We start from the raw sequence: 21,390 nt of genomic DNA on the forward strand, positions 1-21,390 counted from the left end.
AGGTAAGTTGCTTCAACGCCCAGCCGGTCTTCGCTAATCGATATCGATACCGGCTGGTTTCCTTGGCGTCACGGTGCGGAGTGCTTATCGTTTTTCGAAAACGTGATTGGCATGAATTGACGCGCATCCTGACGATAAATCTTGATCAACCGGAGATAGGTATGGACTCGAATCCGCTGGCTCTTGTCATCCGGGCTCTAGAACGGGCCGCATTACAAAGTACGGTGCTGCCGTACAAACGCTTTCACGTGCTGTTTCCGCGTACGGTTCCGCTAACACGGCGCTATGAAGTGCTCGACGCCGCGCTGCGATCGCTCAATGATGCGCCCGACATCGATTATGGTGTGCTGCTCGCGTGCGACAACGGCTTGCCCGGTCCGGAGTTTTTCCGCCGATATCAAAAGCACAGATGGGACACGTATGTTGCCGCGATGGGTGACCCGCGATTCAAGAGCGCGACGCTCAAGGGCAAGCGCGAACTGGTGGCGGCCGAACGCCAGAGGGTGCATCTGCATGCAATGCGCGCGCGTCATCAGGAGCGGGAGCAGCAGTGTGCGTGAGCACGTCGCGTAAGACGGTTTCAGCGGTTCCGGTGTGTGCGGCCAGGGTCGAGCCCGGCCGCATGCCCGCTAACCGCCATTCCCTACGAACCACCGATAATACGGATTGTCCGCATCGTCGCGCATGACGTTGCGGATATTCGCTTGCCACGAACCCCGATCACCACGATACGCATTGATCCCGGCATCATAGAAAGTGTGCAATGTCCGATACTCCGCTTGCATGGCGTTGGTGAAGATTTCGTCCGTGCCCTTGAGCGGCGGCTGCGCGCGCAACGCCAGCAGATGTGTCAGCACATTCGGAAACTCCGTCGAACGCACCCATGCGGCGTATTCGATCGCCGGACGATCATCGGTGACGGGCGGGGCGTCAGCGGCGTAGTACGCAAGTCCTGCGCGATCCGTGATCCAGGTGGCGAGGAGCGCCGCTGGCGAAGCAATGCCAACCTCACGCAGCGCTGCTGCAACCGAGGGTCGCTCGAAGCGTGAAGTAATGCGTGGGATGTCGAGTTCGATGGGCTGCATCGATCCTATCAGCATCATTTCGTGTAACTCGGTGGTCCAGAGCGTGGCATACGGAAATACATCGACGAAGCTCTTGATCAACGCGCGCGTGTCGTCTTCATTTTGCGTCGGCAAGGGCAGCCATTGCGCGACGAGACCGCTGTCCCGCAAGCGCGACGCGGTAAGCCTGTAGAAATCCGAAGAGTACAGATTGACCACGCCCGCTGCGGACGGCGGCGGCGGTTCCAGCGTAATCAGGTCGTAGCGCTGCGGGTTGCGCAGCAGTTCGCGACGGCCATCGTGAAGACGGATTTCGATGCGCGGGTCCGTGCTCATGCCGTAATTGCCCTTGAACTGCGGCGCAGCCGCAACGACCGCCGGCAGCAGTTCGGCCACGACGCGTTGCTCGAGTCCGGGGTAGGGCAGCAGTGCACCGGCAGTGATCCCCGTACCCAATCCGATCACCAGCGCCGAACGGGGCTCACCGCGATGAATCAGCAGCGGCAACATTGCTTGCAGGCGCATGTAGCGCAGTGACGTCATTGCGTCGCCGGAGTTGGAAACGCCTTGTATGTAGAGGCGTTTGAAGTGGTTATCGCCGGCGTTTTGCGTGACGACCGCTACCATGCCGCCTTCGCTTTCCGCATAGAAAGTCAGATCGCCGCCGCGTGCTTTGGCGAGCATCGCGGCGAGCCGGTCAGGCGGCGCGAGCAGCGCGGCGCCGAGCGCGGCGACGGCGAGTGCGAACACGCTCCATCGAAGGTTCGAGCGCTTGCCCGCCGCGCATGTCACCGCGATCACGCCAACCATGCTCGCCGCGAGTGCGAGCGCGGCGAGCGTGTGAACGAGCCCGAGCAGCGGCACGAGGACAAAACCCGCAATCAAGGTCCCCGCTATGCCGCCCGCCGTATTCACCGCGACGATCATGCCGACTCCGCGCCCGACCTTGCGGCTATCGACACTCAGACGCAGCGCGAACGGAAACGCCGCGCCTAGCAGCAAGGTGGGAACGAACACCATGCAAAAGCCCGCCAGCGCGAAGCGCGCGCACATTGCGGCGAGCATGCTGCCGGTCGCGCTGAACACCATGCTCGATACCTGCGCCTGCCCGCGCAGCAACCATTCGCCGAGCAACGCGATTTCGAGCAACGCAACGAGTCCCGCCGCGACGATCAGAAACGCAAATGCACTCCACGGATCGCGGGCGCGGTCAGCGTGACGAGATACGAGCGCGCTGCCGAGCACGAGACCGAAAAGATAGGTAGCCAGAACGATGGAAAACGCGAAGCTTCGTGTGCTGATGAACTGGACGATAGCCTGCGACCAGACTACTTCGTATCCCAAAGCAATGCCACCTGCGACCGCGTACAGCACGAGTGCGAGACGTGCGCGTCCGATACCTTCGAAAGGTTCCGCCTTTCGTGTTTCAACGGGTACGCGATCCGATATCCGTTGGCTGAGGAGGAAGGAAAGCATCGCCGCCGCGGCATTGAGCGCGGCAGCAACAATGGCGCTGCCTTGCACGCCAAATGACGGAATAAGAATGAACGGAGCCGCAAGCGTTCCCGCAATCGCGCCTGCAGTGTTCACCGCATACAAGCGCCCTCCCGCTCTCCCAACATGACCGGCCCGCGGTGCGAGGGCGCGCATCAGGACGGGAAGGGTTCCGCCCATCAGAATGGCGGGAACGCCGACGAGCGCGAAGGGAAGCACCCACGCCAGCATGCCGGTGTGATCCTGCATCGCAGCGAACGGCCGCCCAGCGCGAGCGAGTGCGAACGTGGCGCCGACCGCCAGTATCATTGCGGACAACTCAAGATACGCGTACACGCGCAGCGGTTGTTTTTGTTGATCGGCAAGACGTCCGAACAACCAGCCGCCTAACGCAAGGCCCGCAAAAAACGCGCTGACACCCGTTGTCACCGCCTGCACTTCTGCGCCGACCACAAGCGCGAGTTGCTTGATCCAGAGCACCTGATAAATCAGCGATGCCGCGCCCGATACAAACAACAGCAGCGCAGCCCAGCCGATGTGCAACGAAGAACCGCCGCGCTCGCCGGGGTGGCTCAAAGAAAGCGATTCAGTTCGACGCGGCGCGTGTTCGCGTTTATTGCGATGTTGCGCCTTGGCACGCGTGGCAAGCGTCTGGGTCATGTGCGGCTCGGCAAATGAGCCGCGTCCGCCGGCTTTGAAACCGGCGGACGCGGCGGATGGCGTCATGGAAGCGTCTACTCCAGACCGCGCTTCTTGAACGACTCGTCGATCTTCTTATCGACCTGCCTGCGCACGCCGTCTACGCTGAAGCTCGCCGGCCGCTGGCTTGGCGGGTATGCCACGAAGGTCTGCAGGAACGCCGAGGCCTTCAACGTAGCGATACCCGTCAGGTATGCGTTCTTCACGACCCAATCGTTGTATTGATCCGACGTGATGTCCGCGCGCTCGTACGGATCCATGCGCAAGTTGAAGATCTTCGGCAAGCGCAAGCAGACAAGCGGGTCCTGCCAGATGTTCAAATTACCCTTTGCCCGCTGCTCGCAGAATACGGCCTTCCACGCCATGCCCTCCGAATCCCAGCGCATGGCGACAAGCTGGCCGTCGTCATCGAAGTAATAGAACTCCGTGCGTGCGCCCTTGGGCGACTTGCCAGTGATATACGGCAACTGGTTGAAGCCATCGAGATGGTTCTTGAAACTGGCCCCGCCAGTTTTCGGCGACCACCCTTTCAGTAGCCGATCCTTCACGCCACCATCGCCAGCCGCGGCGAGCAAGGTCGGGAACCAGTCGAGCCCGGAGAACATATCGTTCGCCACCGCGCCCGGCTTGATGACGCCCGGCCATCGAACCATTGCAGGGACTCGGAACGCGCCTTCCCAGTTCGAGTCTTTCTCGCTGCGAAATGGCGTGGTAGCGGCGTCCGGCCAGGAGAACTGGTTGGGTCCGTTGTCCGTCGTGTAGATCACGATGGTGTTCTTCGCGATATTCAAGTCATCCAGCAGCTTGAGCAGCTTGCCAACGTCCTGATCGTGCTCCCACATGCCGTCGGCGTACTCGTTTCCGCGCATGCCGCTCTTACCCTTGAACTCTGGACGCACGTGAGTGAAGACGTGCATGCGCGTGAAGTTCATCCACACGAAGAACGGCGTACCCGCCTTGGCCTGCTTCGTGATGAAGTCGGCGGCTTTCTGGCCGGTTTCATCGTCGATGGTTTCCATCCGTTTTTCGTTGAGCGGACCTGTGTCTTCAACCTTGCCGTCAGCGGTGCTGTGAATCACGCCACGCGGAGAAAAGTTCTTGACGTAAGGGTCGTTCTTGTCGGTTGGCCAGTAGTCGCGGTCGGGTTCTTCTTCCGCATTCAGGTGATACAGGTTGCCGTAGAACTCGTCGAAACCATGGTTGGTCGGAAGGTACTCGTTCTTGTCGCCAAGATGATTCTTGCCGAACTGGCCGGTCGCGTAACCCAGCGGCTTGAGCGCCTGCGCAATCGTGATGTCGCCTTTTTGCAGGCCAACAGGTGCGCCCGGTGCGCCGACTTTCGACAACCCGGTACGCAGTGGACTCTGGCCTGTAATGAACGACGAGCGCCCGGCCGTGCAACTGTTCTCCGCATAGTAGTCCGTGAACATCATGCCTTCCGCCGCGATCCGGTCGATGTTCGGCGTCTTGTAGCCCACCACGCCGTGCGAATAGGCGCTGATATTCGTCTGGCCGACATCGTCGCCGAAGATCACCAGAATGTTCGGCTTGGACGAACTTTGGCTGGCAGGTTTGGCCGTGCTCGTTGCAGCGGGTGCGGCAGGTTTGACCGCGCCCTGCGTCTGCGCGGTCAATCTGGTGGGCGGCACCACCAGTGCAACAATTGCGGCGAGGGCGACAAGCGACACCCCCAGGGCATAGCGCCCTTTTCGAAAGAACGGTCTCATCGTGTTGCTCCATGACGTCATTGCCAGTCACTGCTTCTCGTTCATAAAACGATGCCGCATGACCTGATCGATCGCGTGTCGCTTGCCGATCGTTTTTGCTGCTGCATACCACTACTTATTGCTGATATTTCGCAGGCGGATAGATGGTCTGCCAGTCGTCCTTCATGCTCACTACGGTCCAGCCGTTTGCCACGGCTTCGTCCCACGCTTTATCGAGCTTGCCGATCTTCGATTGGCGGTCATACGCGAACTCGCGGGCGGCATCATCGTGATGCAGCAGCAGCGCGAGATGCGGACCCGTTCCTGCCGCCGTGTACTGCAGCATCTGAAGGTCTCCATCTGAATTGCCGAACGCGAGGATCGGTTTGCGCCCGATGTTCCGGTAGATGCCGACGGGCTTGCCCGGACCGTCATCGATGAAATCGAGCTTCGGTATGCGCGTGAGCGTGGGCTTGCCATTGACCAGTTCGTACTTCACAACCTGACTCGATCCAATGACTTGCTCGGGCGGTATGCCATAAACTTTCTCCGCCCACGGACGCATGAATTCGATCGTTCCGCCCGAAACAATGAAGGTCTTGAATCCGTTCGCCCGCAAATAGCGGAGCAGTTCTAGCTGCGGCTGGTACACGAGCTCCGTGTAAGGACGATCGAATTTCGGATGCCGCGCTGTTGCAAGCCATTCGCGGATGGTCTTGTCGTAGTCATCCACGCTCATGCCGCTGTTTGCCATCGCGACCAGTTGCAGCAACTCTTTTTGATGACTCGCGAGCCCGCCGTAATCCTTGTCTGCCAGCGCCTTGAACGCCGGGTTGTTTTTCCATTCCGGATGGCTCGGCGCCGCTGCCTTGACCTGATCCAGCAAGAAGACGAACTGGAAGTACAACGGCTGTTCGCTCCACAACGTGCCATCGTTATCGAATACGGCAACACGGTCGGCCGCCGGTACGAAATCCGGCGAACCTTCGCGCGTGACGTCCGCCACGAACCTGGTGATGCTCTGCTTGGCCGGACCGTCCCTCCATGAGGGGAGCGCGCCGGACGCCGCCACTGGCGCAGTGCCGCTTGCCTGGTCTTGGCCCGCGCAGCCCGCGAGGCAGAGCGCGACAAGTGCTGCGCCAGCGCATCCGGAGATGCGGGTCAGCCATTGGCGTCGGGTAAGAAGATGCATCAAGCGTGTCCATCCGAGGTAATGCGATTCCCTGACCGGAGAAAACAGCGTTTTGGATCGCGCTATGGCGTGGCTCGCCTGCATGGGTATGTTCAGCCGCCAGGGATATCGGCGCGTGCCAACTGCTGGCGTTTATGCAGATCCGCCCAGGTGCTCTCGTCCATGACGAGCCTGAAACCGAGATGCGACATGCTGTTATAAGGATCGGTGCCGCGCCGCGCGCTTGGCCGGTAACTCAGGCAATAGTCTTCGTTGCACAGAAAAGAACCGCCTCGCGTGACCCGCTTGGGTGCGGCCACCGGCACGCCGGCATCGGCGGGATCCCACGAATCCCCGGGCCCCACGGGGTTCTCGATCACGCCCGCACTCGTCGCCTCGCGCCTGAACTGATCCGCCCGGTACCAGTCCGCAACCCATTGCCACGCGTTGCCGGTCATGTCGGAGAGGCCGTAGCCATTGGCCGGGAACGTGCCGACAGGACTCGTTCCCACCGCACCGCCCGCCTTGGGATTGACGACCGGGAAGGACTGCGGCTGCTGGCCTTGCCACACATTGGCCATCTGCTTGCCACCGGGCGCGAACTGGTTGCCCCATGCATAGGTGGCCTGCTCAAGACCGCCTCGTGCGGCGAATTCCCACTCCGCCTCGGTAGGCAGGCGCTTGCCAGCCCACTTCGCATAGGCCTGCGCGTCTTCATACGAAACCTGCACGACCGGGTGATCGTCTTTTCCCGCGATGCTGCTGTCCGGACCTGTCGGATGGCGCCAGTCCGCGCCGGGCACATAGCGCCACCAGCGCGAATAATCTTCCAGCGGCACAGGCTGACCCGTGCCGACAAAAACCATCGCACCCGCTACCAACGCGCTGTCAGGCGGTCGCGGCGTCCCCGGCGGAAGTTGAACTTTCAACGTGTCCCAATCGGGCTTTTTCTCCGCAGTCGTGACGTAGCCGGTTGCTTTCACAAACGCGGCGAACTGGGCATTGGTGACATGATGACGATCCATCCAGAAGCCATGCACGCGTACCTTATGCGCCGGACGTTCGTTGGCCTGCGCCTGCTTTGAGTCGCTTCCCATCTCGAACTGACCGCCCGGAACCCACGCCATTTCGAGCGGACCGCGGGAACCGTCGCCGAAAACAATCTGCGGGTGGGGTGTCTCGTGCGACTTCACGGCCAGACTGACGGCCGCGCCCACGACTGCCGGCGCGAGGACCAGCAACGCTCCCCAAAAAACCAGCTTCCGATAAGACCTGGCAATGCGCGATGGTCGCTGACCGGTGTTTGCAGTGACTGATTTGGCCGAAACGGGCTTGCGTACGCTCATGGCTTGTTCTCTCGCACGGGTTCGACGTCTTGTGTCGACCAACGTCAAACGTTCCGCAGGTTTTTGAATATTCGGCGGATGAAATTACAGATTTCCATTACGAAAATTAAATTAGCATTTCTAATAATTTGAATTTAACCATTGAAAATGCCGGCTTTATTCGTGGCGGCAATCTCTCGCCCCGAGGTTTCTTTCGAGAAGAAAAAAGAAGCGGAAGATTTTGGCGCACGCTCCATCGCGCCCGCTTAAAGAGGCGCTTTAAGCGATGCCCATTCCATTTTGCTGTTCTGACGTCGCCGTCATCAGTAGTCACCAATCTCATATTTGCCAAGCGCAAGCAACAACTTTTCCGCGACATTTAGTGGATTTTTCAGGAGCCGCTGAATCTTTGACGAAGCGCGCCGCGTGCATTAACGTCCATAAGGACAAGCGGTAACAGCCTGACCACCGGAAGTGAAACGATCAGGGGATTAAAAACCATGCGTGAAACGATCCTGCGCTTCGAGGCCAGTGTTTGCGAGGCGATAGTCGGCCAGGAAGCCGTGGTTCGCCAGATCCTGATAGCGCTTCTTGCCGACGGTCACGTGCTGATCGAAAGCTTGCCCGGTCTTGCGAAGACGCGCACGGTCAAGGCGATCGCAACTCGGCTGGCGGCGAGCATGAGCCGCATCCAGTTCACGCCTGACTTGCTTCCATCAGACATCACTGGCGCCGAGACGCTGTTGCAATCCGGCTCGGAAAGAACGCTGAGCTTCCAGCCCGGACCCATATTCGGCAACCTGATTCTGGCCGATGAAATCAATCGCGCGCCCGCCAAGGTCCAGTCGGCGTTGCTGGAAGCAATGGAAGAGCGGCAGATATCGGTTGCGGGAAAAACGCACAGGATGCCTGAACTGTTCCTGGTCATGGCAACGCAAAATCCAATAGAACAGGAAGGAACGTATCCGCTGCCTGAAGCGCAGATGGACCGTTTTCTCTTCAAGGTGCTGATCACGTATCCGTCGCCGGAGAGCGAGCGCGAGATGTTGCGGATGCTCAGGCGCGAAAGCAACGACGTGCCCCGGATCACAGAGACGCTCTCGCAGGATGTCATCTTCGCGGTGCGCCGTGCCGTTCGGCAAATCACAGTTTCGCCTGCTATTGACGAATACATCGTGTCGCTTGTCAACGCAACGCGGCATGGCGGAGAGATCGATCCGGATCTCGGCAAATGGATCGAGATTGGCGCAAGTCCGCGCGGCGCGATTGGCCTTGACCGCGCGAGCCGCGTGCATGCGTGGCTGCAGGGTCGTACCTACGTCACACCCGACGATGTCCGCGCCGTTATCCATCCTGTGCTGCGTCACCGGCTGATTCTTTCCTACGATGCCAACGCTGACAACATCGGCGCTGACCACGTGATCGATCGTCTCATCGAACGTGTTGCCGTAGCAGCGTAAAGACCAGCTTTAGACGCGGGAGCACTAATCATGGCCGTGACATCCGAATCCGACATTGGCCGCGTGTATGTAGACGCTGCGCATCTCGCGCGTCTCGAGTTTCGTGCGCATGGCTTGAGTTTCGTTGCACCCGCGCCGGTATCGAGCATCCTGTCGGGAAGTCATGCGTCCCGGTTGCGCGGACGCGGCCTCAACTTCGAGGAGATTCGCAGTTATCTTCCCGGCGACGATATTCGTCACATCGACTGGAAGGTGTCGTTGCGTCTGGGCAAGGCGCAAATTCGCGCTTATACGGAAGAGCGCGACCGGCCGCTGCTGGTTGTTGTCGACCAGCGCATGAGCATGTTCTTTGGTTCGAGCCGCGCGTTCAAGTCGGTGGTCGCGGCAGAGGTTGCGGCGCTCGCCGTATGGATGGGGTTTGCATCGGGCGACCGCGTGGGCGGCGTGATCTTCGACGACAACAACGTTGTCCGCATCCGCCCATTGCGCAGCCGCAGCCGCATCAAGGTGCTGTTTGGCGTCCTAGCCAGGATGAACCAGGCGCTGCATGCCGATAGCGCCACAAGGACGAATTACGCTCAGCTCGACGCCGCGCTTCAAGGCGTGCTGCAACTTGCGGGACACGACTACCTGATTTGCATCGCGAGCGATTTTGCGGGCGCGACCGAGCGCACCCGCAAGCTTTTGCGGCAGCTATCCAGGCACAACGACGTCATCGCGGCGATGGTCTACGACCCGCTTTGGCAGCGCATGCCGGAGCATCGCGCCCTGGTGATCAGTGAAGGGCAGTTGCAGGTCGAATTGCGCATCGAGCAGGAGAAGGTGAGGACGCCGCTTGCCGGGTTGTTCAAGGATCGTACTGACGAAGTCGCGGCGTTATTGCGATCGAGTGGCGTGCCGTTGATGGCGTTATCGACCGATGAACCTGCCGTTGAACAGGTCCGGCGCCTGTTCGGCGAACGTGCGCATCCGGCGCTTGCGAGCGGCTTATGAACGGCCCGCAAAACGCGTCGCTCAAGCCTGCGGACACACCCGTCGCGCTCAGTACGCTGCAGGAATTGCCACTGCCGCAACCGGCTTCCTGGGCGCCTCAAACGCCCGGGTGGCTGGCGGTTGGCATCGTACTGATTCTGCTTGCGCTTTGGGTTGCGTGGGCAGGATGGCGTCGGCACAGGAGGGAGCGGTATCGGCGGGCGGCGTTGGAGGAACTCAAGCAGATTGAAGCGACTCTGGACGATGAGTCGCGCCGCGCCGTTGCGCTTGCGGCGATTCCCGCGCTCATCAAACGGACCTCGCTCGCTGCCATGCCGAAAGAGCACGTTGCTGCTTTGAGCGGCAACGAATGGCTCGCGTTTCTCAAGCGGACGAACGGGCGTTTCGATGAACGCAGCGGTGCGCTCCTGACCGTGATGAGCTACGCACCCGCTGAAGAAATCGCGGCGCTTTCGAAGAACGAAATCGATACGCTGCTAAGCGCCACGCGCGACTGGATCCAGCGCCATCATGTGGAAATTTGACTTCCCGTGGATGTTCCTGTTGCTGCCCATACCGCTGATCGTATGGTGGTCCGTGCCCGCGTGGCGCACGACGACATCGGCGATCCGCATGCCATTTTTCCACGAGATGGCGCAAGCGGCGGGCGAGGAACCCGCGCCCGGCGGCGTGCGTTTGAGACGCAACATCTTGCAGCGCCTGACCATGCCGCTGCTCTGGGTGCTGCTTGTCACGGCTGCGGCGAAGCCGGTGTTTGTCGAACCGCCTGTCACTCACGACGAACCCGCGCGAGACCTGATGCTCGCAATCGATCTGTCCGAATCCATGAGCACGCGCGACTTCGTGAACGCAGTAACCGGTGAACGCATGGACCGGCTGACGGCGGTTAAAAGTGTGGTGAGAGACTTTGTGGCAAAGCGCAAAGGGGATCGCATTGGCGTGGTGGTATTCGGCGAGGCGGCCTATCCGCAAGCGCCGCTGACGCTCGATCACGACAGCGTTCTTCTACTGCTCAACCAGATGCAGATCGGCATGGCGGGTCCCCGTACGGCCATTGGCGATGCTATCGGCCTGACAGTGAAGCTGATGGACAAGTCACAGGCCCAGGAGAAAATGCTGATCCTGCTGACCGATGGCAACGACACCAGCAGCGCCATTCCGCCCGAACGCGCAGCGGATATTGCGAAGAATCACAAGCTGGTGATCCACACCATAGGCATAGGCGACCCGAGCGCGACGGGCGAAGACAAAGTCGATCTCGATGCGTTGAAGCGCATCGCGGATATCACCGGTGGCCAGTCGTTTCACGCGCTGGGCAATCCGCAGGAACTCGCGGACGTGTACACGACGCTCGACAGGATGACGCCCGAAAAAGTGAAGCGCGAGACGTATCGTCCGCAGCGCGATTTCTTCTGGATACCGCTTGCAGTCGCGCTATTGCTGCTCACGCTATACCACTGCCTGGCGTTGCTGCTTGCCGTACTTCGCGCGCCGCGCCACGAACAGGTCAAAGGTGCGGCGCATGGAAATTGACCTCACCGCTTTCCATTTCCTGCGGCCTTATTGGTTGTGGCTGCTCGTTCCGGCTGTGCTGCTGCCGGTCTGCTGGCATCGGCGAAATAGCGCGCGCGCGCGTTGGCGCGCCATCATTTCGCCCGCGCTGCTTGAACATCTGATTGTGGGCGACGCAGCGCGCCGACGGATCAAGCCAGTTCATGCGCTTGCCGTGTTTATCGGCGTGGCGGCCGTGGCGGTGGCCGGCCCGACGTGGCAGCAAGAGCGCCGGCCGTTCAATCAGGACAAGGCGCCCCTTGTGATCGTGCTGGAGCTTGCCCATTCCATGGATGCAACGGACGTGGCGCCAACGCGGCTGGAGCGCGCCAAGCAAAAGGTGCTCGACCTCGCGAATGCGCGCAAGGGCGCGCGCACGGGGCTCGTGGTGTTCGCGTCCACGGCGCATCTCGTCGTGCCGCCAACCGAAGATCCAGCCATGCTCGAGTTGTACTTGCCAGCGCTCACGCCCGCCGTCATGCCACGCGATGGCAAGAATGCGAATGCGGGCCTCGAGATCGCGGAGCAACTCCTCGCGAGGGATCCGGTGGCGGGAACGATCGTTTTTATCAGCGACGGTTTCGATCCAAATCATGCCGATGCATTCGTTGCGAAGGCCACGCAGTCGCATCATCAGCTTCTCTGGCTCGCAGTTGGAACGGAGGATGGCGGCGCGATTCGCGGCGCGAACGGCGCGCTCACACTGGGCTCCGACGGTCTGCCCATCATGGGTACATTCGATGCCGAAGGCATCCGCAAAGTGGCGCACGACGCAGGCATTCCGCTCGCGAGCGTGCGCGCAGACAGCGATGACGTCGCGTGGGTGCAGCGCCGCGCGCAGACGTGGCTCGCTGAAGCCGACGAATCGAAACGAACTCCGCGCTGGAAAGAGACGGGCTATTGGCTTGTCATGCCATTGCTCGTACTCGGGGCTTTAGGTTTTCGCCGGGGCTGGACGGTCAAATGGCTGCCGGCCGTGTTGGTTGCATTCTCCTTCAGCGCTGCCCCTCGCGATGCGCAAGCGGCATCGTGGAACTGGGTGGACTTATTCGCCACGCACGATCAACAAGGCCGCTGGTATTTCGAACACGCGGATTTCAAGGCGGCCGCTCAACACTTCGATGATCCTTTGTGGAAGGGCCGCGCGCTGTATCTGGCGGGCGATTTCAGCGGCGCGCTCGAGGCCTTTTCCAGGCTGAAGACTGCGCAGTCGTATTTCTACATAGGCAACACGCTGGCGCATCTGGAAGACTATCCGTCCGCAATCAAGGCCTACGACAAAGCGCTGACGCTCAAGCCCGACATGCGCGAGGCGGCATTCAACCGCGACCTGCTCAAGAAGCTTTTAGCGAAACCCAAGCAAGATCCGCAACAAGACGAAGAGGACGAAGAATCGGACGACATAAAGATCGAAAAGAAGAAGGGCAAGATTGAGCAGAGCACGCTCATTGCCGTTCCGGCAGAGGACGTATGGATGCGCAATCTGAATACGTCGCCGGCTGCGTTTTTGCATCGGCGGTTCGAGCAGGAATCCGACGCCAACTCCGCGAGCGCGCCATGACAGTACGATGGATCACGCGGATATGGATGATCGCGGCGCTGCTGGCGTCGGCGTCGATCTTTGCGCAAGGCGTGCCTCAACTCAAGGTCCGCGCGCATCTCGAACCATCGGGCACAGTGGTGGCGGGTTCGGAAGTCAAGCTGGTCGTGGAGTGCCTGACGACGACGTTTTTCACTGAGGCGCCTGACTGGCCGTTGTTCAACGTGCCCGGCGCGCTGGTGGCTCTTCCGGACGAACAAGCGGAGAACCTGCACGAGACCATCGACGGCGTCGCCTGGTACGGCGTAAGCCGAGCGTACCGGATCGTGCCGCAAGCAGCCGGCGCGCTCAGCATTCCGGCTTTTGCGATCACGGTGCATCCTGGTCCGGGCGGCGCGAATGTGCCAGCAACGTTGACCACGCCCGCATTGAAATTCGTCGCCACGGTTCCTGAAGGGGCCGAGGGCATGCGCATTTTTTTCCCGACGCAGAAGCTGAGCGCTACCCAGACACTCACGCCGTCGTTGCACGATCTCAAGGCGGGTGGATCGCTCACGCGCAGCGTCACGCAGGTCGCCGCTGGAACCGAGTCGATGCTGATTCCGCCAGTCGAGTTCAGCGAGGTCGACGGGCTCAAGCGTTACCCCAAGCAGTCGGCGACCCGGAATGTCATTCAGGATCGCGCGGGGCTGGTCGCCGGCGAGCGCACGGATTCCGCGACGTATGTAATCGATCGCAGTGGCAAGTTCAAACTGCCGCCTGTGACTATCGAATGGTGGAATACGGCGGGGAAAAGAAAGGAATCGATTGTCTTGCCAGCCGTGAGCTTCTCTGCGTCATCGGCCAATGAAAGACCTCTTTTCGATATCCCCGCCGACGCGCTGTCCAAAGGCGGCGTGCATCGAATTCTGATTATTGACCGATGGCAAGCGATTCTGGCGGCTGGACTTCTGGTGTTCGCGGTGGCTTTGGTCTGGGCTTACCCGGGGCTGGCTGCACGCTTCAGGCATGTCAGGCAAGCGTTGCTGGATGCGCGAAAACGCCATGCAGACAGCGCTGCGCCAGCGTGGCGGGCATTGCAGGTTGCGGCGCGCAAAGGGCCCTTGAAGTCCACCATTCCCTTGTTGTATCGATGGATGGATCGAAGTTCCGATCTCAAGCATCCGGCGCAAGTGGATGAATTAAATGCGCTAGGCGGACCGCAGCTTGACGCGCTGGTTAGCGCAGTTCATGCGCATTATTCCAATCAGCCGGTCAGCAGGTCCGATTGGCGCAAATCGCAACATGCGCTTGGTAGCGCCGTTAAACGAACGCGTAAGAAACGCGCGATGCAATCGCCGCTTCCGCCGCTCAACAAATACTAAGCCCTAAGAAAATGCTGGCGTGTCAAACCACGGAAATTATCGCTGAGCTATACTTCCCGTCGTGAAAATCCTGCGTACATTGTTCGTCTTGTGGCTTTGCGCGGTGCTGCCCTTAACCGGGCTGGCAGCCAGCGGCTCGGCCGGACCTTGTCCCATGCAGACCATGACAATGGACACCGCAAGCGCCATGTCGCAGTCCATGCCGGGTTGTGATTCCATGGCATCGGATTCCATGTCGGGACATGACAGCAAATCCAAAAGTCCTCTGTGCAAGATGGACGTGCAATGCCAAATGGGCTGCATGACTATTCCGGCCTCTGCGCCAAGCATTGCGCGGAGCTTGCGCGCTTATCGTCCCGTGTTTTTCCACGCCACGCAGTCGCTCTTTGTCCGCGAGCCTGACGGCTTGTGGAAACCTCCTCGCCCGCTCTAATTCCCTTCGCTAAATGTTCGCTGCTTGCGCGGCGAGGTCGTCCTGCATCCAGGACGTGATTCCCTATGGGATTCGACCGTCGGGGTTGAGAAATGTGTTCATCTTTTATTGTGCCCATATTGCGGCATGGACAAGTGCGCGCGGCCGCTCTTGTCTTATTCATGTTGGGCGGCGCGACCCTTAAGGCCAGCGCTCAGGAATCCCCTTTGACACTGGATGCCGCGCTGCAATCGGCAACCGATCGATCCGCCTCCATGCAGGCGGCGCAGTCATCGATTCGTGCGAGTGCGCAAGGCGTGGTCAGGGCTGGCCAGTTGCCCGATCCGACACTCAAGGCTGGTATCGACAATTTGCCTGTGAATGGTCCGCAAGGATTCACCATAGGGCAAGACTTCATGACGATGCGGCGTGTCGGCATTGAACAGGAATGGGTGTCGTCGGAGAAAAGGCGCTTGCGTAGCGCGCTCGCGAATCAGGAGGTCGATCGCGAACGCTCCGGTTATCTTGCGCAATGGGTGAATGTGCGCGAGCAAACCGCGACCGCGTGGCTCAACGCGGCGTATGCCAAGAAAGCGCTGTCGCTGCAGCAGGAACTCGTCGATCACATGGTGCACGAGTTGTCTGCCACTCAGGCGTCGTACCGGGGCGCCAAAGCCAGCGCCGCCGATGTCACCCAAGCGCAGGTCATGCTCGCGCAAACGCGTGATCAATTGCTGAAGGCGCAGCAAGTGCTGCAGACGGCGCTCATTGGCTTGTCGCGATGGACCGCCGCGCCCGTCACCGATATATCCGGCGAGCCGCCCACGCCGCAGTCCGTGGTGGCGTCGCTGCCGCCCGAGGAGTTGCAGCGGGTCGAGCCGGCGCTGATCAGCGCGTCCTCGGAAATAGCCGTGGCCGACGCGGACACAGCCGTGGCGCAAAGCAATCGCAATCCGAACTGGACATGGGAAGTGGCGTATCAGCAGCGCGGCGGTCAGTTCTCGAACATGGTGTCGGTGGGCGTCAGCATTCCGATCCCGTTGAACCGGCGCGATCGCCAGGACCGCGATACCGCCGAAAAAGCCGAGCTCGGCACCAAGGCGCGTCTCATGTACGAAGACGCGCAACGACAAGTCAATGCCGATATCCGTAATCTCGCCGCCACGCTCGCAAGCGGGCGCGAGCGCGTTGACAACCTGAGCACGGCTCTTTTGCCGGCTGCGAACCAGCGCCTGCAGTTATCGACCGCAGCTTACCGCGCGGGAACAGGATCGCTCGCCGATACCTTCGCCGCCAGGCGCGCGATGCTCGATGCGCGGCTTCAAGTGCTCGATCTTCAACGCGATGTCTCGCTCACGTGGGCGCAGCTCGAGTATCAGGTCGTGCCGCCTTCCATGACCTACGGACAGTGAGGTAACGATGAACACACTGCAAATCACTCGCGCGGTCCTCTTGATGTTCGCGGCAGCCGCGTTGCTGGGTGCGGGATACGTGGCCGGGACGCGTCGTGCGAATCCTGATGCTCCCGCGCTAGCGGTTGCGTCCGGCGGCGACAAAGTGGACCCGAAGACGGGGCGCAAAGTGCTCTATTGGCACGACCCGATGTCGCCCAACCAGCACTTCGACAAACCCGGCAAGTCGCCCTTCATGGACATGCAGCTCGAGCCCGTTTTCGCGGACGAAGGAGGGGGATCGACCGGCATCAAAATAGACGCGGGGCTTCAACAGAACCTTGGCATTCGATACGCCACCGCTCGCCGCGTCAACGTGGCGACAAGCTTCGAAGCCGTGGGCGCGACCCAGTTCGATGAATCGCTGACCGACGTGGTTCAGTCGCGCGTGACGGGCTATATCGACCGGTTGTATGCGAACGCGCCCATGCAGCGCGTGAGCAAAGGTGCGCCGATTGCGTCGCTGTTCGTGCCGGATTGGCTTGCGCCGCAAGAGGAATATCTCGCGTTGAAACGCAGCGGCATGGACGACTCCATGCTCGCGGCGTCGCGTGCCCGGATGCGCGCGTTGTCGATTCCCGATGGTCTTGTCGCAAGTCTCGATCACACCGGCAAGGTGCAGACGCATGTCACGCTCACGGCGCCATCAAGCGGCGTTGTCAGCGAACTGAACGTGCGCGACGGCGCAATGGTCGCGCCCGGTCAGACGCTTGCCAGGATCGCGGGTTTGAATCCGCTTTGGCTCGTGGTCGAAATCCCGGAGACCATGGCGTTGCAAGTCAGGACCGGCATGAGCGTGGACGCGGTGTTCGCGGGCGATGCCACCCGGCATTTCAGTGGCCATATCCGCGAGATCCTGCCCGGCATCACCGCGAGCAGCCGCACGTTGCAAGCGCGGCTTTCCATCGATAACCAGGATCAGCAACTCACGCCCGGCATGCTGATGCGCGCGCGCATTGGCGGTGCGACTACCGCATCGCGGCTCGTCGTGCCGTCCGAGTCGGTGATCGCGACCGGCAAGCGTTCCGTTGTGATCGTCAAGCAGGCCGATGGCCGGCTGCAACCTGTGGCGGTCACGACAGGCAGCGACACAGGGAGCGACACCGAAGTACTCAGCGGCTTGACCGAAGGCGAACAGGTCGTGGCGTCAGGACAATTCCTGATCGATTCGGAAGCGAGCTTGAAGTCGGTGCTTCCAAGGCTTGAATCAGCACCCGCATCGGACGTCGCCGCGCAGGTCTATGAAACCACCGGCAAGGTCGAAGCCGTCACCGGCCACGACATCACGCTGTCGCATCAACCCGTAGCGGCATTGGGATGGGGCGCGATGACCATGTCCTTTGGCAAACCGTCTGCACCCGCGTTCTCCGATGTCAAAACCGGCGACACCGTGCACTTCCACTTCAGGCAATCGGACGATGGCTACGAACTGACGAAGGTCGAACGCATGGAGGCCGCCAAATGATCGAGCGACTGATCCGATGGTCGATTCAAAACCGTTTCCTGGTGCTGCTGGCAACGCTTTTGATCACAGGCTGGGGCGTGTATTCAGTCATGCAGACTCCGCTCGACGCGCTGCCCGACCTGTCCGATACGCAGGTGATCATCAAGGCGTCGTATCCGGGCAAGGCGCCGCAGGTGATTGAAGATCAGGTGACGTATCCGCTCACCACGACACTTCTCGGCGTGCCGGGGGCGAAGACGATTCGCGCGTATTCGTCGTTCGGCGATGCCTTCGTCTATGTCCTCTTCGACGACAAGACCGATCAGTATTGGGCGCGCTCGCGCGTGCTGGAATATCTGAATCAGGTGCAAAGCCGGCTTCCGCAAGGTGCGACGGTTTCGTTGGGTCCCGATGCCACAGGCGTGGGCTGGGTCTACGAATATGCACTCGTCGACAGAACCGGCAAGCGCGATCTCGGTCAGCTTCGCGCGCTCAACGACTGGTTTCTCAAGTTCGAACTCAAGGCCGTGCCCGATGTGTCGGAAGTGGCGTCCGTTGGCGCAATGGTGCGTCAGTACCAGGTCGTGCTCGATCCCGACAAACTCCGCGCTTATGGCATCACGCAAGAGACCGTTGCCACTGCGTTGAAGAAAGCCAATCAGGAGTCGGGCGGCTCCGTGATCGAGTTGGCGGAGTCTGACTACATGGTGCGTTCGTCGGGCTATCTGCATTCGCTCGATGACTTCCGCCATGTCGTTCTTCGCGCCAACGATTCCGGAACACCCGTGTTGCTTGGCGACGTGGCGCGCATTCAGATCGGACCCGAAATGCGTCGCGGCATTGCGGAACTGAATGGCGAGGGCGAGGTGGCGGGCGGCGTGATCGTGATGCGTTCCGGCAAGAATGCACTGACCACGATCGAAGCGGTGAAGGCAAAACTCGATACGCTCAGGAAGTCCTTGCCTGCAGGCGTTGAAGTGGTCACGACCTACGACAGGTCGAAGCTGATAGAACGTGCCGTCGACAACCTGCGCGACAAGCTGATCGAAGAATTTGTGATCGTCGGGCTGGTCTGCGCGCTTTTCCTGTTTCATTTGCGCAGCGCCTTCGTCGCGATTCTTTCTTTGCCGCTTGGCGTGCTCGCGGCGTTTATCGTGATGCGTTATCAGGGCGTCAATGCGAACCTGATGTCGCTTGGCGGCATTGCGATTGCGATTGGTGCAATGATCGACGCGGCCATAGTGATGATTGAAAACGCGCACAAGCATCTCGAAGCGCATGAACACGCGCATCCGGATCAGCCAACCACGCCCGGGCAGCGATGGGAATTGATAGCGGCATCGGCGGCGGAGGTCGGACCCGCGTTGTTCTTTTCGCTGCTCATCATCACGATGTCGTTCATTCCCGTGTTCTCGCTGGAGGGTCAGGAAGGGAAGCTGTTTTCGCCGTTGGCGTTCACGAAGACCTACACCATCGCGGCGGCGGCCTTGTTGTCGGTCACGCTCGTGCCCGTGCTGATGGGTTATCTGGTGCGAGGGCGCATTCCGCACGAGAACGCGAATCCCATCAATCGCGTGCTGGTCCGCGTGTATCGGCCCTTGCTCGAAGCAACATTGCGCCGCCCCTGGGCCGCGATCGCGCTTGCCGTCATTGCGCTCGCGCTCACCGCGATTCCGTTGTCGCGGCTGGGCGGCGAATTCTTGCCGCCGCTCGACGAGGGCGATTTGCTCTACATGCCGACGGCGCTGCCGGGGATATCGGCGGAAAAGGCGTCGGAGTTATTGCAGCAAACGGACCGGCTGATCAAGACCGTGCCCGAAGTCGCAACGGTGTTCGGCAAATCGGGACGTGCCGATACCGCCACCGATCCGGCGCCGCTGGAAATGTTCGAAACCACGATCCAGTTCAAGCCGCGTGATCAGTGGCGTGCGGGAATGACACCGGAAAAGCTGGTCGATGAACTTGATCGGACGGTGAAAGTGCCCGGGCTATCGAACGTATGGGTTCCGCCTATTCGCAACCGGTTGGACATGCTGTCCACAGGAATCAAGACGCCGGTCGGCGTGAAGATATCGGGCGGCGACCTTGGCGTGATCGACACGATCGCGACGCAAGTCGAGGCAACGGTGAAGTCGGTGCCCGGTGTATCGTCCGCGCTCGCGGAACGCTTGAACGGCGGCCGTTATATCGATGTCGATATCGACCGGCTCAAGGCTGCGCGATACGGACTCGCGATAGCCGACGTCCAGTCGGTGGTTTCGTCGGCGGTAGGCGGGGAGAACGTGGGCGAGGTGATCGACGGACGCCAACGCTTTCCCATCAACATCCGATATCCGCGCGAAGTCCGCGACTCGCTGGAAAACCTGCGGCGCTTGCCCATTGTCACCGAGCGCGGCGCACAGATCACGCTCGGCGATGTCGCGACGCTCAGGATTGCAGACGGGCCGCCCATGATCCGCAGCGAGAACGCGCGGCTTGCAGGCTACGTGTACGTGGATATCCGCGATACCGACCTGCAGTCGGCCGTCACGGCGATGCAGCGCGCGGTAGCCGAAAAGGTGGTCTTGCCGCCGGGTTATTCGATCGCGTGGTCGGGGCAGTTCGAATACCTGGAGCGTGCGTCGGAGAAGCTTCGTACCGTGATTCCCGTCACGCTCGTGATCATTTTCGTGCTGTTGTTCCTGACCTTCAATTCGGCCGCCGATGCATTGCTGCTGATGTCGACCGTGCCGTTTGCGCTCGTTGGCGGATTCTGGTTGATATGGGCTTTGGGTCATGCGGTGTCGGTCGCGACCGCGGTGGGCTTTATCGCTCTTGCCGGCGTCGCCGCCGAATTCGGCGTGGTGATGCTGCTGTATCTCAAGCGCGCGCTCGAACACCGGCTTCAGGACGGCCGCGCGATCACCGAGGCGCTTCTGCTCGATGCCATTCGCGAAGGCGCGGTGCTGCGCGTGCGTCCCAAGGCGATGACCGTTGCCGTGGTGCTTGCGGGGCTGATCCCCATCATGCTCGGCCACGGCGCGGGCTCGGAAGTGATGCAACGCATTGCTGCACCCATGGTCGGCGGCATGGTCACTGCGCCGGTGCTGTCCATGTTCGTCATTCCCGCTGCATGGTTGCTCGTGAAGCGCCGGCAGTTGCGGCGTCCCCCCGGCACTCAGGTGCCTTCTATTTATTCTGGAGAAATCAAATGAAGAAGCTTGTTTGTATCGCACTGGCGTTCGGTGCTGCGTCCGCTATTTCTCAATCCGTCTTTGCCGACGACGACATGGCCGGGATGAAGATGAGCGCAGGATCGATGAGTCCCGCGGCATCGTCCCAATCCACGCTGACCGATGCCGAAATCCGGAAAGTCGATCCCGCGTCGGGCATGGTCACGCTCAAGCATGGCGCACTGAAGAATGTCGGCATGCCGGCCATGACCATGGCGTTCAAGGCGAAAGATGCGGCAATGCTCAAGCAGGCGCATGAGGGCGACAAGGTGAAGGTGCGCGTGGAAGACGTGGGCGGCACGATGACAATCGTGACAATGCAGAAGCAATAACGCTCAGCTTTCATTGGGAATAGATCGCGGCATGCGACGCGATCTATTGCGTCTCCAAATGCGCGCTTTCAACGCTTGTCGAGCCAATCCGGAAATAAGAAAGGCCCGGAATTCCCGCGCTGCATCCGGCGTTCTGTCAGTCACGTATATAGCTGTGACGCGACGCAATTTC

General features: G+C 60.6%; 16 protein-coding genes. 11 read left to right on the plus strand and 5 right to left on the minus strand.

The window, feature by feature from the left end; all coding sequences use genetic code 11:
- The first annotated feature begins 161 nt into the window (after positions 1-161).
- Positions 162-560 carry a hypothetical protein gene (locus AWB64_RS22790; protein ID WP_060857710.1) on the plus strand — a complete coding sequence of 133 codons (399 nt, stop codon included), beginning with the start codon at positions 162-164 and terminating at the stop codon, positions 558-560.
- Positions 561-629: 69 nt separating this feature from the next.
- On the opposite strand, the gene AWB64_RS22795 is transcribed toward AWB64_RS22790, so the two are convergent.
- The 4 genes from AWB64_RS22795 to AWB64_RS22810 form a co-directional block, all read right to left on the minus strand.
- Positions 630-3,284: a fused MFS/spermidine synthase gene (locus AWB64_RS22795; protein WP_244164166.1), complete on the minus strand. Its 2,655-nt coding sequence runs from the start codon at positions 3,282-3,284 to the stop codon at positions 630-632.
- Between the two features lie 8 nt (positions 3,285-3,292).
- A complete protein-coding gene (locus tag AWB64_RS22800; RefSeq protein WP_082850598.1) occupies positions 3,293-4,984 on the minus strand; it encodes an arylsulfatase in 1,692 nt (563 codons plus the stop codon).
- Positions 4,985-5,099: 115 nt separating this feature from the next.
- On the minus strand, positions 5,100-6,155 hold the full coding sequence (locus AWB64_RS22805) for an HAD family hydrolase (RefSeq protein ID WP_060857711.1): 1,056 nt from the start codon (positions 6,153-6,155) through the stop codon (positions 5,100-5,102).
- A 92-nt stretch (positions 6,156-6,247) separates the two neighbouring features.
- Positions 6,248-7,480, minus strand: coding sequence for a formylglycine-generating enzyme family protein (locus tag AWB64_RS22810; RefSeq protein ID WP_082850599.1), 1,233 nt, complete (start codon positions 7,478-7,480; stop codon positions 6,248-6,250).
- A gap of 479 nt (positions 7,481-7,959) precedes the next feature.
- On the opposite strand from AWB64_RS22810, the gene AWB64_RS22815 reads away from it, so the two are divergent.
- From AWB64_RS22815 to AWB64_RS22840, 6 genes are read left to right on the plus strand one after another with little or no spacing between them, the layout of a single operon-like run.
- Entirely contained in the window at positions 7,960-8,919 is a 960-nt protein-coding gene (locus AWB64_RS22815; protein ID WP_060857712.1) for an AAA family ATPase, read from the plus strand.
- 30 nt (positions 8,920-8,949) lie between these two features.
- Positions 8,950-9,912 carry a DUF58 domain-containing protein gene (locus AWB64_RS22820; protein WP_060857713.1) on the plus strand — a complete coding sequence of 321 codons (963 nt, stop codon included), beginning with the start codon at positions 8,950-8,952 and terminating at the stop codon, positions 9,910-9,912.
- The gene (locus AWB64_RS22825) at positions 9,909-10,436 is read left to right on the plus strand and encodes a DUF4381 domain-containing protein (protein ID WP_060857714.1); all 528 of its coding nucleotides are present in this window, start codon (positions 9,909-9,911) and stop codon (positions 10,434-10,436) included. The genes AWB64_RS22820 and AWB64_RS22825 overlap by 4 nt, the downstream gene beginning before the upstream one ends.
- Positions 10,423-11,445 carry a vWA domain-containing protein gene (locus tag AWB64_RS22830; RefSeq protein ID WP_060857715.1) on the plus strand — a complete coding sequence of 341 codons (1,023 nt, stop codon included), beginning with the start codon at positions 10,423-10,425 and terminating at the stop codon, positions 11,443-11,445. The genes AWB64_RS22825 and AWB64_RS22830 overlap by 14 nt, the downstream gene beginning before the upstream one ends.
- Positions 11,435-13,024, plus strand: coding sequence for a VWA domain-containing protein (locus tag AWB64_RS22835; protein WP_060857716.1), 1,590 nt, complete (start codon positions 11,435-11,437; stop codon positions 13,022-13,024). Before AWB64_RS22830 ends, AWB64_RS22835 begins: the two co-directional genes overlap by 11 nt.
- Complete coding sequence (locus AWB64_RS22840) at positions 13,021-14,367, plus strand: BatD family protein (RefSeq protein ID WP_075643324.1); 1,347 nt, start codon at positions 13,021-13,023, stop codon at positions 14,365-14,367. Before AWB64_RS22835 ends, AWB64_RS22840 begins: the two co-directional genes overlap by 4 nt.
- Before the next feature lie 36 nt (positions 14,368-14,403).
- Here AWB64_RS22840 and AWB64_RS32620 read toward each other — a convergent pair whose 3' ends face one another.
- Entirely contained in the window at positions 14,404-14,586 is a 183-nt protein-coding gene (locus AWB64_RS32620; RefSeq protein WP_157766685.1) for a hypothetical protein, read from the minus strand.
- A gap of 306 nt (positions 14,587-14,892) precedes the next feature.
- Between AWB64_RS32620 and AWB64_RS22850 the strand changes: the two genes are divergently transcribed.
- Genes AWB64_RS22850 through AWB64_RS22865 form a run of 4 tightly spaced genes read left to right on the plus strand, consistent with a single transcriptional unit; the run spans position 14,893 to position 21,218 of the window.
- Entirely contained in the window at positions 14,893-16,191 is a 1,299-nt protein-coding gene (locus AWB64_RS22850) for a TolC family protein (protein WP_060857719.1), read from the plus strand.
- 7 nt (positions 16,192-16,198) lie between these two features.
- Positions 16,199-17,695, plus strand: a complete 1,497-nt coding sequence (locus tag AWB64_RS22855) for an efflux RND transporter periplasmic adaptor subunit (RefSeq protein ID WP_060857720.1) — start codon at positions 16,199-16,201, stop codon at positions 17,693-17,695.
- Positions 17,692-20,868 carry an efflux RND transporter permease subunit gene (locus tag AWB64_RS22860; RefSeq protein WP_060857721.1) on the plus strand — a complete coding sequence of 1,059 codons (3,177 nt, stop codon included), beginning with the start codon at positions 17,692-17,694 and terminating at the stop codon, positions 20,866-20,868. The genes AWB64_RS22855 and AWB64_RS22860 overlap by 4 nt, the downstream gene beginning before the upstream one ends.
- Positions 20,865-21,218, plus strand: a complete 354-nt coding sequence (locus AWB64_RS22865; protein ID WP_060857722.1) for a copper-binding protein — start codon at positions 20,865-20,867, stop codon at positions 21,216-21,218. The genes AWB64_RS22860 and AWB64_RS22865 overlap by 4 nt, the downstream gene beginning before the upstream one ends.
- Positions 21,219-21,390: the final 172 nt, after the last annotated feature.

Source organism: Caballeronia sordidicola (assembly GCF_001544455.2).
Classification (GTDB): domain Bacteria; phylum Pseudomonadota; class Gammaproteobacteria; order Burkholderiales; family Burkholderiaceae; genus Caballeronia; species Caballeronia sordidicola.